The following is a 14432-nucleotide window of genomic DNA, read 5'->3' on the forward strand; positions in this document are numbered from 1 at the left end:
CCTCCGGAGGAAGGGGCGGTGAAGGAGCGTGGCGGCTACTTGAGACCCGCGGCGGCGATGCTCTGGGTGAAGTGGCGCACAGGACGGCGAAGACGACGAGCACCGGCAGCACCACGAGAAACGCTCCGGCCATCAGCACGCCGTTGGAACCGGCGGCCTTGGTCGGGTCGGTGGCGAGGGTGCGCTCGAAGTCCTCGGCCAGCTCCCCCAGCCGCTGCCCCTCCTCCCCCATGCCCCATACGGTGAGCGTCTGCTTCTCGCCGAGTGCCGTCTGCCGGACGGGTCCGCCGGCGCACGCGCCGAGCGCGAGCATCACCGCGACGACGGCGGCCGCGACGGCCGCTCGCGCCTTCCTGGCCGTGCGGGGCAAGGGGAACTCCTCCTCGAGTACCTGTGTAAGCGCATATGTCACCGGTCGCCCCTTGCGGTGTCGGAGAGCCTTCGGCCGGCGGCCGGAGCCGTACGCGAGGGACGGACGGGCATCACGTCGCCCGATCGCACGGACGGGCATCGCGTCACCCGGCCGTACGGACGAGCGCGACTCGCCTGCCCGTGCAGGCCGCCGAACACACTATGTTTCATCAGCCCCGAAGAGCCCGGAGTGTGTGATTTCCCGCACTGGCAGGCAGGCGGACCGGCGGCTGGGCAGACAGGCCGGCGACGGCGACGTCAGCCGATCGTCAGCGTGCAGCGGGCCTCGGCCAGGGAGCTCGTACCGGCGTACACGTCGATCCGGCCCGGCTCGACGGTGAAGCGCCCCGCCGGGTCGTTCGTCCAGTAGCCGAGGTCCTCGGCGCCCAGGGTGAAGTGCACCACCGTGCTCTCGCCGGGCTCGAGCGTGACCCGGCTGAACCCGCGCAGCCGGCGGATCGGCTGGGCGATGCTCGCCACCGGGTCGTGGACGTAGAGCTGGACGACCTCGTCGCCGGAGACCGTGCCGGCATTGGCGACGGTCACCCGGACCCCCACGCGCGCACCGCTCTCGAGCTCGTCCACGGTGACCGCCTGCCGGTCCGGCTGCGGCTCGCCGGTGGCGAACGTGGTGTAGCTGAGGCCGTACCCGAAGGCGAACTGCGGCCCGTCGGCAAGATCCAGATACTTGGAGACGTACTTCTCGTCCGCCTGCGCCGGGTCGTAGGGGCGTCCCGTGCTCTCCCGGTTGTAGTACACCGGGATCTGGCCGACGGCCCGGGGGAAGGTCACCGGCAGCTTGCCGCCGGGATTGACGGCCCCGAACAGTACGTCGGCGATCGCGTTCCCGGCCTCCATTCCGGGGTGCCACGCCTCGAGCAGCGCGGGGACACGGTCCACCCAGTCGCCGATCGTGAGCGGCCGGCCGTTCAGCAGCACGACCGCGAACGGCTTGCCGGTGGCCGCGACGGCGGCGATCAGCTCCTCCTGCCCGGCGGGCAGGGAGAGCTCGCTGCGCACTGCGGCCTCGCCGCTGAGCTCGGGTTCCTCGCCGACCACGACGACGGTGACCTCGGCGGCCTCGGCCGCGGCGACCGCCTGCGCGATGTCCTCACCGGCGTGGGTGACCGTCGCACCGGGGGCGGCGGCGCGGACGGCGTCGAGCACGCTGACCGTGGGGAAACGGCGGCAGCCGGGGCCGGCCCAGGTGCCGTGCAGATCGGTGTGGTCGGCGAACGGGCCGACCACCGCGATGGAGCCGGCGCCCGCGTCGAGCGGGAGGACGCCGTCGTCGTTCTTCATCAGCACCATGGAGCGGGCGGCGGTCTCCCGAGCCGCCGTCAGGGCCTCGGGAGTCGGCGCACCGATGGCCGAGGCCTCGTCCGTGTACGGGTCGTCGAAGAGCCCGAGCGCGAACTTCAGCCGCAGGACGCGGGCCACCGCGTCGTCCAGCCGGTCCTCGGTGATCCTCCCCTCCGCGAGCAGCCGCTCACCGTGGCCGGCGATGTGGGTGCTGACCATCTCCATGTCGACGCCGGCCATCAGGGCGAGGCGCCCGGCGTCGGCGCCGTCGGCCGCGTAACCGTGCGCGATCAGCTCCTCGACGCCCGTGTAGTCGCTGACGACCAGCCCGTCGAAGCCCCACTCCTCCTTGAGGATGCCGGTCAGCGTGTGGGGGTTTCCGTGCGCAGGGACGCCGTTGACAGTGTTGAACGCCGCCATGACGGTGGCCACACCGGCGTCGACGGCCGCCTGGAACGGCGGCAGGTAGAGATTGCGCAGCCGCTGCTCGGAGACGTCGACGGTGTTGTAGTCGCGTCCGCCCTCCGCGCCGCCGTAGGCGACGAAGTGCTTGGCGCAGGCCGCGACGTTCTCGTCGGCGGCCAGGTCGTCGCCCTGGTAGCCGCGGACCTTGGCCACGGCGAGGACCGCGTTCAGATACGGGTCCTCGCCGCAGCTCTCCGCGATCCGGCCCCAGCGGGGCTCGTGGGTGACGTCCATCATCGGCGAGAAGGTCCACCGCACGCCGTTGGAACGGGTCTCCTTGGCGGACACCTCGGCATCACGCTGGACCACGGCCGGGTCGAAGCTCGATGCCTGGGCGAGCGGGATCGGGAAGGTGGTCCAGAAGCCGTGGATCACGTCGAGGCCGAAGAGCAGCGGGATCCCCAGCCGGGATTCCTCGACGGCCATGCGCTGCAGGGCGTTGGTGTGCTCAGCGCCGTGCAGGTTGAGCACCGAACCGAGCAGACCCGCACGGGCAGCGCGCTCGACCTCCTCGGTCTGGCCGCCGCCCGGGCCGGTGTCGCCGGTCCAGGTCAACTGCTGGAGCTGCCCCAGCTTTTCCTCGACCGTCATCCTGCTGAGCAGGTCCTTGACCTTGTCTTCGTACGGTCCGCCGAACATCTCAATCCTTCTGCTTGTTCGCGCTGCCATGGCAGGGCTGACAGCCCATAATGTAAGCGCATACATCATTGCTTGCAAACATCCCGCGCGAGCGCGTTGCGTTGGCACGGTACCGCTGGGCGTGGCGCCGGCCGGCGCGTCTTTGCCGGCCGGCGCCGGCGGAGCTCAGCCCCGCTACACCGTGAACTCCGGCCGCAGCACCCGCAGCACCGTGCGCCCGCCCTCGACGGAGACCTTGGCGCCGGTGCAGCGCGGCACGGCCCTCGACCGCCACCACGGCCTCGTCACCGAGCGCGCGGAAGGTCACCCGCCCGTCCGACACGGCGCTGATCTCGGCGGTGGCGTACGCGATCCGCAGGCGGCCGGCCGTGAGCCCCAGCGGAAGCATCGCCGCGCCGCGCCCGGGCAGATGCAGCCGCTCACCGCCGAACAGCGGCTTGCCGCGCTCCGCGACGGTGAGCTCCTGGCCGTAGTCGGAGGAGATGTTGAAGGCGTGCATCAGCCGCCCCCCGTCGGCGTACGCCGTGTCGGTGAGCTCGGGGCGCTCACCGCCGAGCCGGATGTTGTCGGCGGGGAGTCCGCTGTCGGCCACCATGGCCTCGAGCGAGCGGTAGGTGTCCGCGAACCATCGGGTGAGCAGGGTCTCGACGTCCTGCGGGGGAACGCGGGCATGGGCGGGTGCGGCGCTGTGCGCGAGGGCCCCGGTGGCGCCGTCCGCGGCGGCGAGGAAGGTACGGCGGTGCATGGAGCGGTCCAACCTCCTTGGCAGCAGATGATGTGTGCGGGGACGGTGCATGCCGTGCAGGGCGCTACAGGGCAGGGCGGCGTGATGTGGATGGGGCTCGTGCGTAGGGAAGGTCGTACGGGGCCGACAGCCGTCAGGTTGCTGCCGGCCCCGTACGGATCAGGGGCGCGCCGGCGGGGAGCGCGCGGGTCGGGCTCGCCGGCCGGGGCGCGCCCGTTACTTGAGGCCCGCCGTGGCGATGCTCTGCGTGAAGAACCGCTGCAGGACGACGAAGACGATGAGCACTGGAAGCACCACCAGAAGCGCACCGGCCATCAGCACACCGTTGGAGCCGTCGGCCTTGGTCGGGTCGATGGCGAAGGTGGCCAGCGCCACCGGCAGCGTGTACTTGTCGGCGTCGTTCGTGGCGACCAGCGGCCACAGGAAGTTGTTCCAGGAGCCCAGGAAGACGAAGATCGACAGGGTGGCCAGGGCGGGTTTCACCTGGGGGATGACGATCCGCCAGAAGATGTACCATTCGCCGGCACCGTCCACCCGGGCGGCCTCCAGGAGTTCATCGGGCACGGCGGACATGAACTGCCGCATCAGGAAGACCCCGAAGGCACCGGCGGCGGACGGCAGGATCAGGGCCGCGTAGGTGTCGATCAGGTTCAGCTTGCTCATCATCACGAACTGCGGCATCAGCATGAGGTTGCCAGGCACCATGAGTGCCGCCATCACGATGCCGAACACCATCTTCTTCCCGCGGAAGTTCAGCTTCGCCAGGGCGTACCCGAGCATCGAGCAGAAGAGCAGGTTGCAGAGGGTCACGAAAACCGCGACGACCGTCGAGTTGAAGAAGTAGAGCGGTACGTTCAGCAGGTCCAGCAGCTCGCGGAAGTTGGCGAGCGTCCAGTCGGTGGGGATCCACACGGGTGGACTCGACGACAGTTCCTGCTCGGTCTTGAAGGCGGAGAGGCCCATCCAGACGAACGGCGCCGTCATGATCAGCATGCCGAGGCCGAGCAGTGCGTACGTGGCGGCCTTGGTGCGGCGGGCACGTCGGTCGCGTGCGGCGTACCGGTTCGCAGGTGCGGTCGTGGTGGTCATTTGGTCTTGTCCTTCAGCAGTCGCAGCTGCAGCAGCGTGACGGCCAGGATGATCACGAACAGCGTGTACGCCATCGAGCTGGCATAGCCCAGGTGGAAGAAGTTGAAGCCCTCCCGGTACATGAGGAGGGAGACCGTCAGCGTGCTGTCCGAGGGGCCGCCGTTGGTCATCACGAACGGTTCCTCGAAGACGTTGAGGAAGCCGATGGTCGTCATGACCGCGACATAGAGCATGGTGGGCCGCAGCAACGGGACGGTGATGCTGCGGAACTCCTGGAAGGCCCCGGCGCCGTCGATCCTCGCCGCCTCCCGCACCTCGGTGGGGATGGCCTGGAGGCCGGCGAGGAAGAGCACCATCGCCGTACCCATGTTGCGCCAGACCGCCATCGCGATCAGCGACGGCATGGCGAGGGCCTCGGAGGCGAGGAAGTCGGGGGCGGTGAGCCCCACTTCCCTCGCCAGTCCGGCGATCAGACCCTCGGAAGGGTCGAGGACGAAGCGCCAGACGACGGCGACGGCGACGATGGCGGTGACCACCGGGGCGTAGAAACCGACCCGGAAGAAGGTACGGAGCCGGTCGATGCCGGAGTTCAGGAGCACCGCCGCCAGCAGCCCACTGCCGATGGTGAGCGGCACGCCGAGCACAACGAACTAGCCGGTGTTGAACAGCGCCCGCAGGAACTGCTCGTCCTCGAACAGCTTCGTGTAGTTCTCCAGGCCGGTGAACTCCGCGCTCAGCGGATTGGTGACGTTGCGCAGCCCGAAGTCGGTGAAGCTCATCACCAGCGTCGCCACGATCGGGAACGCCATGAAGGTCAAGAAGAAGACGAGGAACGGGGTGGAGTAGAGCCACCCGGCGAGGTTGTGCCGGGCGAGCCGGTCCCTCCGCAGCGGCCCCCCGCCCGGCGCCCGGCCCCCCGCCCCGGCCGGCCGCCGCGTGACAGCGGCGGGCCGGCCGGAGGCGGCGGGCTTGGTGGTGGTGCTCATGCCTCAGGCCACCATGCCCTCGGTCTTCTGCTGCAGCTGCTTGGCGAGCGCGGCGGGGTCGCCGCCCTTCGCGAGCTTCTCCAGGGTGACGTCGATCTCGTGGGCGATCTGCTCCCACTGCGCGAGCGGCGGGGTCTCGACGGCCGCGTCCAGCGACTTCTGGAAGACGTCCACGTCGGCCTGCGCCAGGGCCGGCTCCTGCCATGCGGCCTTGTTGGCCGGCAGCGACTTGGTCATCTCATACCAGTCGGCCTGCGTCTTCGCGCTGGTGAGGAACTTCGTGAACTCCTCGGCCGCCGCCTTGTGCTCGCTGCTCTCGAAGGTGACGAGGGAGGAGCCGCCGATGATCGAGGCGGGCCGCTTGCCGGCCGGGAGAGGCACGGCGGCCCACTTGCCCTTGAGCTGCGGGGCTTGGTCGGTGATGTTCTGGACCATCCACGGGCCGGAGGCGAACATCGGCACCCGGCCGGCGCCGAAGTCCTTGATCACGTCATAGCCGGGAGCGGCGGGGGTGTTCTTCGACAGGCCCTTGTCGAAGTACTTGGCGTACTCGGTGAACGCCGTGACCGCCTCCGGCGAGTCGAACTTGAGCTTGCCGTCCGCGCCCTGCAGCGTGCCGCCCGCCGAGAAGAGGTACGGCAGCCAGTTCTGCCAGGCGCCCTGGCCGCCGGCGGGCTGGGACATGGCCCACTTGGTGCTGTCGAGCTTCTTCAACGCCTCGGCGAGAGCCAGCTGGTCGTCCCAGCTCAGGGGCGCCTTGCCGACCCCGGCCTGCTGGGCCAGGTCGGTGCCGTGGACACGAAGGCCTTCACGGCGGACGACTTCTTCCCCGCAGCCTGGAAGGGCAACGAGAAGGACGGCGAGGTGTACGGCGTTCCGTGGTACGTCGACACCCGCGTGCTGTACTACCGCGCCAGGACACCGAGGTCGATGAACTCGCCCACCCAGGTCGAGCCGAGCTGCGCCATGTCGGGCAGCTTGTCGGCGGCCGCGGCGGAGAGGAGCTTCTGATGGGCGACGTCCCAGCCGATGGGGGTCACCTTGACGGTGATGTCCGGGTACTTCTCGTTGAACTTTCTGGCGACACCCTCGATCCGCGCGCCCTCCTCACCCATGGCCCACACGGTGAGCGTCTGCTTCGCGTCCGCACCCACCTGGCCGCCGCCGCTGCTGCCGCAGGCGGTTGTCAGACCGAGCGCCGAGACAACGGCGACGGTGGTGGTGAGGGACAGGGCGTTGCGGGACATGCGGGCTCCTCCTTGAGTTCGCGCAGTCGTGCGGGTCGTGCGGGTCATATGTGTCGCCTACGAGCGTTCTGTAAGCGCATACATGACCTTCCAGGAGAGCCCTCGTTCACACAAGGGGGGCTCGATAACGCTTCCGTAAACCCGTCGAAACCTTGGCCGAACTGGGTGTTCACATGAGTGCGGACCGTCCGCTCGTCGGCATGTGCGCGACGGGGACCGGCGTCAGGAAACCGGCGAAGCCCGGATGAATGCGCATACGAGGGGCGGAGCGACGGGACAGACGCCCCACCGTTCCTGGGGTCAGGCCTGCGCTGCCTGTGCGGCGCAGCCGCAGCTGGCACGCCGCGCGAGGGCCGTCGGGAGGATACGCGCCGTGGCCGGCCGGCTGCGGTCGGCGAGGCGGGCGATCAGCAGTTCCACCGCCTCCTCTCCGAGCCGGCTCATCGGCTGCCGCACGGTGGTGAGGGCAGGACTCACCATGCGGCTCAGCGGGATGCCGTCGAACCCGGTGACCACCACGTCGTCGGGGACGGCCACCCCCCGCTCGGCGAGGGCATAGAGCGCCCCCACGGCCATCTGGTCGTTGGCGAAGACGAAGCCCTGCGGGCGCTCACCCTCCCGGTCGAGCAGATCCATCACCGCCCTACGGCCGGAGGCCACGGTCAGGTCACCGCGCGCGGCGGGCTGCTCGGGCAGGGGGAGGCCCGCAGCAAGGTGGGCCGCCTGGAAGCCACGGAACCGGGCGGCCGCGTCCGGGGAGTCCTCGGGACCCCCGACGAAAGCCAGGCGGCGCAGCCCGTGGTCGTCGATCAGGTGCCGGGTGAGTTCCAGCTGGCCGTCGAAGTTCGCGGCCTCGATCCGGTCGAGGCCGGGGGCCGTGTGGCCCGCGAGCACGACCACCGGAATGCGCCGGGACACGACATCCAGCACCGCCGCCGGGACCTGCTGGGCAAGGATCGCCAGGCCGTCGACCCGCCCGGCCACGTCCGCCATCGACTCACCCGCCCGGTCCGCGTGCGCGGCCGAGATGAGCAGCGCGTACCCGTGCCGCCGGGCGCTGCGCTCCATCCCGCGGATGACCTCGTCCCCGTAGAAACTCATCTCCGCCTCGTCGGCGTCCGCAGCGCCCTCGGCCTCTGCCTCTGCCTCCGGATCGGCGAAGTCGGGAAAGCACAGCCCGAGCACCCCGGTCGCCCGGCTGGCCAGCCCCCGCGCACTCGCACTGGGCACGTACCCCAGCTCCCGCGCCGCGGAATGCACCTTCTCGCGCGTCGCGGCACGCACCGTGTCGGGGCTCCGGTAGACGCGCGAGACTGTCGCGATGGACACGCCGGCGCGCTCTGCGACGTCGTACACGGTGGGGTCGCCCATGGTGAAGCCGCCCCCCTTGGTGCCTGCTGAAGCTGAAGAATCCGGTGGATCCGGTGCATCTGGTGGATCGCTGCTGGTGGAAGCGCATTCAGGGTAGAGGGCGGGGTGCCGCGATGACAACCGAGCACCGGAGCGGTGGGCGCGGTGCGGGCGGCACACACCCGCGCGGTTCGCCGGACCGCCCTGGGGCGCCGCACGGCGAGTCGGCGCCCACGGCGCGCCGCTACCGGCTGGGGTGGCCGGGTCGAGGCGGCTGAAGGCCCAGCGCACGAGGTCCCCGCGTGTACGCGAACATCCAGCGCCCCTGCACCCAGGCGTAGCGCGAAAGCCCGGTTGGCCCGAACACCCTGCGGTACGTGCGCCGATGAGGGAAGCTCCCCCGATGCCCGCAGGTCAGAGTGCCCCGCCCAGCGGGACATCAACGATGTGCTCACCGAGATCGACCCGACGGCTCTTCTGCCCGGCCGACGGGGCATGCCGTTTCAGGCGCGCCGGATCGATGCCGCCTGGCAGGACGGGAAGCGGCCTGCCGATCCTGCCGGGTGAGGCGGTGCGGTACGACGACGGACAGACGGACATCGCCCTGCGGTCGGTCGCGGCGGCCACCGCTCCGTAGCGCCGACCCACATGCTTCCGGCCCCCTCGACGATGCGTCGAGGGGGCCGGAGTTGGTAGCGGGGACAGGATTTGAACCTGCGACCTCTGGGTTATGAGCCCAGCGAGCTACCGAGCTGCTCCACCCCGCGTCGGTGACGCCTACTGTACGGCACGGTAGGACAGTCCCCGAACCGCAGACACCGCGCTCACGATCCCGACGCCCGAGCTGCAGCAGCGGCTCCCTGCCGGTGAAGCGGGCCTCTGCCGAGGTCGGTGACGGCGCATGTGGTTCAGCCGCAGACGGTTGCTTCATCCATGGGCGGTGACATCTTGTCGACGATGCCCGCCTTTCGCGCCGCACGGGCGCCGTGCCCGCCGCAGTGCCAGTGCCCCCAGGCTCCTTCGAGCGTCTCTGATCAGCCAAGCGATCCCAGCAAGGCGTGGTGTCCGGCGTGGGGTCTGCCCACCGTGGAGGGGTGGCGTGGGCGTGCAGGTGGAAGCCCGCGCCCAGTGCTGCTCCGCGTGGCCGGTGTCGGCTGGTGGTGGGTGTGCTGATCGTCGTCACGCTCTGGTGCCGGTCGGCTGCGCGGGGCAGCCGGGTCCGGCCCGTTGATGCGTGTCCCTCCGGACGCTGGCCGACACCGCCCTGGGGCCGTGCCGGGGAGGGTGCCCTGCGTCGCCTGGGCGCGGAGCCCCGCTTCCAGCTCGGCTGGCATGCGGCGCGGGCAAAGTGGCTGGACTGACAAGCAGCAGGCGCCTTCCCGCCCGGGCGTGAACACGCCACGAAGATCCCTTGTAGCAGCCACCAACCCTGTCGAACCATCAGCACAGCAACTGCGCGGGACTGTTGAGTCCCGCGTCTCGATGTGTGATGGGGAGGGTGCTGTCAGGAGATGAGGCATACGCCGCGCCGTGGCCACGGGTGTCGTGGCAGCGGTCACGGGGTCGGCGTTCCTGGCCGACAGGCAGGCTGACGGTTCGTACACGCTGGTCGACTCGACGCGCGCGATGTTCCCGCAGACCGGCGGCCAGATTCGCACCTAGGACGCGCAGCGCAAGAACTATCGGGAACTCGCCGGCGGCCCCGTCCCCGCGGACGTACAGGTCGCGACCTCCGCCACGGACCGCTTCGACGGCGCGCACTCCAGCTCCGGCGCCGTCGACGCCCACGTCAACGCAGCGAAGGTGTACGAGTACTACAAGGAGCAGACCGGCCGCGACTCGATCGACGGCAAGGGCGGCACCATCCACTCCGTCGTCGACGTCGCCAGCAACGGCAGCGACTACGCCAACGCCTTCTGGGACGGCACGAAGATGGTGTACGGGCACCTGGACGGTGTGCCGCTGTCGGTGGGCCTCGACGTCGTCGGTCACGAGATGACCCACGGCGTGACCGAGCACTCCGCCGGGCTCGTCTCTCTCAACCAGCCGGGCGCGCTGAACGAGGCGATCTCCGACTACTTCGGCAACGCCATGGAGGTTCCGGACAAGGGTGTCGCCATGGACGACCCGGCGTCCGGCTACATCGATGAAGGCAAAGGGGAGTACCCACTCCTTGCCACTTTTAACTTATAGCGCACTGGGGGGCTTGCGGCAAGGCCCCGGTCGTGGGGCAGAATCGCGGGCCGAGGTCAGAACCTGCAGAAATGGGAGATTCACGAAGTGCGTGTGCTGTTGTCAGTTCATGGGTCGTGCGGTGACGTCGAGTCGGTGGTGGGACGCACACCGCGGGTGCGGGCACTCGGCACCGAGATGCGGGTGTGCGCGCCGCCGGCCGTCGCGGCAGCGATCTCGGACCGGAGCTGATGCCATGAACCCCTTGACCACCAGTGCGTTCGACCTTCCCGACCGTCTCTCCCCCAAGGCCGACCCGGAGCTGATCGACGGCGACGAGCAGCACTTCGCGGCCATCTCGGAGAGCCTCGAGCAGGCGATCGCCGAACTGTCCGACCGCCTCGAGGCCGAGCGCAAGGCGCCCGGCGGCATCGGCCGGGAGGCGATGGACCGGGACTCGGAGATCCACCGCCTGACCGGTCGCCTGCGCGCCTTGCGTCGTTTCGGTCTGGACCTGTGCCTGGGACACATCGTCCGTACGGACAACCCCGAGCCCGTGTACATCGGACGACTTGGCCTCACCGACAGCGCGGGGCGTCGGCTGCTGCTCGACTGGCGCTCCCCCGCGGCCGAGCCGTTCTTCGCGGCGACCCACGCCAACCCGATGGGTCTGGTGAGCCGCCGCAGGTACCGCTGGACCCGCCGCCGGATCAGCGACTACTGGGACGAAGTGTTCACCGCCGACGGGCTCGAGGGGCACGCCGCGCTCGACGACCAGTCCGCGTTCATCGCCAGCCTGGGCAGCAACCGGTCGGCTCGGATGCGCGACGTGCTGGCCACCATCCAGGCCGACCAGGACGCCGTCATCCGGGCGGGATCCCGCGGCGCTCTCGTCGTCGACGGCGGTCCGGGTACGGGCAAGACCGTCGTCGCCCTGCACCGCGCCGCCCACCTCCTCTACTCCGACCCTCGCCTCGGTCACCGTCGGGGCGGCGTGCTGTTCGTCGGTCCGCACCAGCCCTACCTGGCCTACGTCGCCGATGTCCTGCCCAGCCTCGGCGAGGAGGGCGTGCAGACCTGCACCCTGCGCGACCTCGTCACCGAGGGAGCGGGAGCAGCGATCGAGACCGACCCGAGCGTGGCCCTTCTGAAGTCGTCCGCGGACCTGGTGAAGGCGATCGAGCCGGCCGTCGGCATCTACGAGGAGCCGCCCACCGAGGGGATGACGGTCTCGAGCCACTGGTCCGACATCTGGCTGAGCCCCAACGATTGGGCGGCGGCGTTCGAAGCAGTGGAACCAGGTACTCCGCACAACGAGGCGCGCGACCAGATCCGGGAGGAGCTGCTCACGATCCTGATGGACAAGGACGACAGTGACGCCCCGCCCGACCTGCTCAGAAGGTCGCTGCTGCAGGACCGAGAGCTGATCAAGACCCTCAACCGCGCGTGGCCGATGCTGGAAGCGAGTGATCTCGTAGGAGATCTGTGGTCGGTGCCCGCCTACCTGCGCAAGTGCGCTCCCTGGCTCAGTCCCGATGACGTTCGCAAACTGCAGCGCAAGGACGCCCAGGCCTGGACGGTGTCCGACCTGCCGCTCCTGGACGCGGCACGGCAGCGGCTCGGCGACCCGGAGGCGTCAGTACGCAGGCGTCGGCACGACGCCTCTGTCGCCGCCGAACGTGCGCGCAGGGCCGACGCCATCGACGGCCTGCTGCAGAACGTCCTGATCGACGAGAGCGAAGGCGCGGTGGGGATGCTGCGCGGACAGGACCTGCAGGACACCCTGATCGACGAGAGCGCACTGCCCGGCATCGACCCGGAACCTCTCGTCGGCCCGTTCGCGCACATCATCGTGGACGAGGCTCAGGAACTGACCGACGCCGAGTGGCAGATGCTGCTGCTGCGCTGCCCGTCCCGAAGCTTCACCATTGTCGGTGACCGCGCCCAGGCCAGGCACGGGTTCACGGAATCGTGGCAGGAACGGCTCGAGCGGGTCGGGCTCGACCGGATCACCGTGGCCTCCCTGAGCATCAACTACCGCACGCCGGAAGAAGTCATGGCGGAAGCCGAGCCGGCCATCCGCGCTGTGCTCCCGGACGCCAATGTGCCGACCTCCATCCGCAGCAACGGCATCCCCGTCGTACACGGATCTGTTGTGGATCTGGACTCGGTCCTCAACACCTGGCTCGCCAGACATGCCGACGGAATCGCCTGCGTCATCGGTGATCCCACGTTCCGGGCGACATCCCGCGTCCGGTCCCTGACGCCGGAACTGTCGAAGGGGCTCGAGTTCGATCTGGTCGTCCTCATCGACCCGGAGACGTTCGGCAAGGGCATTGAAGGAGCCGTCGACCGCTATGTCGCGATGACCCGAGCGACCCAGCAACTCGTCATCCTCACGAGCTCCTGACGTCGGCCAAGACAACATGATCGCCGCCCGACGATCATGAGAACCGCCATCGAAGGAGTTCGCCCGGGATTCGCGCTCCGCGCCGGGCCGAGTCAGGCGCCGATGACGATCCGGGTGCGGGGAGGTCGACGACCCGGCCGAGCGGGAGCAGGTTCTCGGGCGTTGCGGCGCGGTAGGCGAGGACCATGGGGATCGGGACCGCCGCGGTGGTGGTCATGCCGGCGCCGCACCGGGAAGGCAACTTCACTGTTGTCCGTGGTCGTGCTCGAAGAGGGCGGCTACGCGGTCGTCCGCCGCGACACCAAGCGAGGCGAGCACGAGGTCACCACCGACACGAGTACCAGCCGGATCATGATGGACCTCCCCACATGGCGTGCCGGTCGGAACGACCTCGACCGGCACGCCATGCCTAGGAGCCGAGGGACGCGCCACTGCGTCGGGTCTCCGCCAGGTGGACGTCGATGTACCGGGCGAGGATCAACGCGTCCTGGGGGTCGTCGGCCTGGAAGGTGATGCGACGGAGCAGGCCGACCTCGTTGAGCGCGACGCCCTCGCGGGCGAGGACGAAGACGAGAGCGAGGAAGGCGGACCGGGCGTTGCCATCATCGAAGGGATGGAAGAAGCAGACGTCGAGATAGGCGCGTGCGGCGCGGACGGTCAAGGGGAGGGGCCGCCCGCCGTCCGTTGCGCTCTCGGCCAGGCAGACATCAAGGCGGGCGCGGGTGTTCGGACCGATGCCGTAGCGTTCCCGGCCCCCCTTGGCGAAGGCGGGCAAGCTGCGGAACGGCGGTGGCTGCGGTGTGTCCAGGACGTGCTGCTGCCAGCCGCGGAGCAGTTCGAAGTCGAGGGCGGCGCCGCGCGCCGCATCGGCCCGCATCAGCTCCAGAGCGGCGAGCAGGCCCTCTGCGCGGGCAGGGTCCACGGCGCCGTCGAAAGCGCGGATGTCCTCCGCCGCGCCGTCACACGACGGGGTCACCGGTCCGTCCGCGCCACCGTCCGGGCCCTCATGCCATGGCACGGCCTCGCGCACCGCGAGCCAGCGCTTCAGGTGGTCCGGCGCGGGCTCGCCAGACCGTGCGCCGTCGTCTGGCCGCACCGACAGCGCGAGCCGCTCCGCGACGTCCTCGACCAGCGCCATGTCGGGGCCGGTCCAGCTACGGAACCGCCCGCCGATCGCCTGGTCGACCAGATCCTGTGCGACGTCGCGTGCGACTCCCCAGCGGCTGAGGAACCAGGTGAGCACTTGACGGCAGTGCCCGTGCCACCCGCTGCCGCAGCCAGTGCGGTCGGCCACCTGCAGGATGAGGTTTCGGGCGGCGCGCTCCCACAAGATCCGCTGGTCCTCGACGGCTCCTGGTTTCAGCGGGTACGCCTCGAACCACCCGGCGAGACTCTCCAGCCAACCGCGCCACTCGAACAGTGCCGCGACGACACGGGCGAGCGTCTCCTCAGGGGTGGTGAGTGCGTTGTGGCAAAGGGAGTCCCTGTTCGATGAGCAGGGGCTTCTTCGTGTGCGGGGCATGATCGCGGAGGGGTAGGGGCAGGCAGCGGACGGCTTGCTGTTGATCGAGGAGGGTGCGATGCCGTCGGTGCTGGGGCTGATGGAACGGCGTGAG

10 protein-coding genes, 1 tRNA gene and 3 pseudogenes are annotated in these 14432 nt (G+C 69.9%); 3 read left to right on the plus strand and 11 right to left on the minus strand.

What is annotated here, in order from left to right:
• Positions 1-35 precede the first annotated feature (35 nt).
• The 9 genes and pseudogenes from ACWCP0_RS38695 to ACWCP0_RS38735 form a co-directional block, all read right to left on the minus strand.
• Positions 36-181, minus strand: a pseudogene (locus tag ACWCP0_RS38695) (carbohydrate ABC transporter permease); the annotation flags it as partial.
• A 488-nt stretch (positions 182-669) separates the two neighbouring features.
• Positions 670-2817 carry a glycoside hydrolase family 3 N-terminal domain-containing protein gene (locus tag ACWCP0_RS38700; protein ID WP_451083417.1) on the minus strand — a complete coding sequence of 716 codons (2148 nt, stop codon included), beginning with the start codon at positions 2815-2817 and terminating at the stop codon, positions 670-672.
• A 1-nt stretch (position 2818) separates the two neighbouring features.
• Entirely contained in the window at positions 2819-3562 is a 744-nt protein-coding gene (locus ACWCP0_RS38705; protein ID WP_451083418.1) for a hypothetical protein, read from the minus strand.
• 216 nt (positions 3563-3778) lie between these two features.
• Positions 3779-4651, minus strand: coding sequence for a carbohydrate ABC transporter permease (locus ACWCP0_RS38710; protein ID WP_451083419.1), 873 nt, complete (start codon positions 4649-4651; stop codon positions 3779-3781).
• Positions 4648-5637, minus strand: a pseudogene (locus tag ACWCP0_RS38715) (carbohydrate ABC transporter permease). The gene ACWCP0_RS38710 and the pseudogene ACWCP0_RS38715 overlap by 4 nt, the downstream one beginning before the upstream one ends.
• A gap of 3 nt (positions 5638-5640) precedes the next feature.
• Positions 5641-6585, minus strand: coding sequence for an extracellular solute-binding protein (locus ACWCP0_RS38720; RefSeq protein WP_451083426.1), 945 nt, complete (start codon positions 6583-6585; stop codon positions 5641-5643).
• Positions 6543-6884, minus strand: a complete 342-nt coding sequence (locus ACWCP0_RS38725) for an ABC transporter substrate-binding protein (protein ID WP_451083420.1) — start codon at positions 6882-6884, stop codon at positions 6543-6545. Before ACWCP0_RS38725 ends, ACWCP0_RS38720 begins: the two co-directional genes overlap by 43 nt.
• A 300-nt stretch (positions 6885-7184) precedes the next feature.
• Positions 7185-8255, minus strand: coding sequence for a LacI family DNA-binding transcriptional regulator (locus ACWCP0_RS38730; RefSeq protein ID WP_451083421.1), 1071 nt, complete (start codon positions 8253-8255; stop codon positions 7185-7187).
• Positions 8256-8924: 669 nt separating this feature from the next.
• Positions 8925-9001: transfer RNA gene (locus ACWCP0_RS38735), tRNA-Met, on the minus strand.
• 763 nt (positions 9002-9764) lie between these two features.
• On the opposite strand from ACWCP0_RS38735, the gene ACWCP0_RS38740 reads away from it, so the two are divergent.
• From ACWCP0_RS38740 to helR, 3 genes and pseudogenes are all read left to right on the plus strand, one after another.
• Entirely contained in the window at positions 9765-9896 is a 132-nt protein-coding gene (locus tag ACWCP0_RS38740; RefSeq protein ID WP_451083422.1) for a hypothetical protein, read from the plus strand.
• 69 nt (positions 9897-9965) lie between these two features.
• Positions 9966-10427: pseudogene (locus tag ACWCP0_RS38745) on the plus strand (M4 family metallopeptidase); the annotation flags it as partial.
• 235 nt (positions 10428-10662) lie between these two features.
• Positions 10663-12816 (plus strand): RNA polymerase recycling motor ATPase HelR, encoded by a 2154-nt coding sequence (helR, locus tag ACWCP0_RS38750; RefSeq protein ID WP_451083423.1) that lies wholly within the window; start codon positions 10663-10665, stop codon positions 12814-12816.
• 34 nt (positions 12817-12850) lie between these two features.
• Here helR and ACWCP0_RS38755 read toward each other — a convergent pair whose 3' ends face one another.
• Together ACWCP0_RS38755 and ACWCP0_RS38760 are read right to left on the minus strand one after the other, a co-directional pair.
• Positions 12851-13033, minus strand: coding sequence for a hypothetical protein (locus ACWCP0_RS38755; RefSeq protein ID WP_451083424.1), 183 nt, complete (start codon positions 13031-13033; stop codon positions 12851-12853).
• A gap of 192 nt (positions 13034-13225) precedes the next feature.
• Positions 13226-14432 (minus strand): Fic family protein (locus ACWCP0_RS38760; protein WP_451083425.1); only part of this gene is annotated, 1207 nt, incomplete at its 5' end.

It is taken from the genome of Streptomyces sp. NPDC001970 (assembly GCF_053594115.1).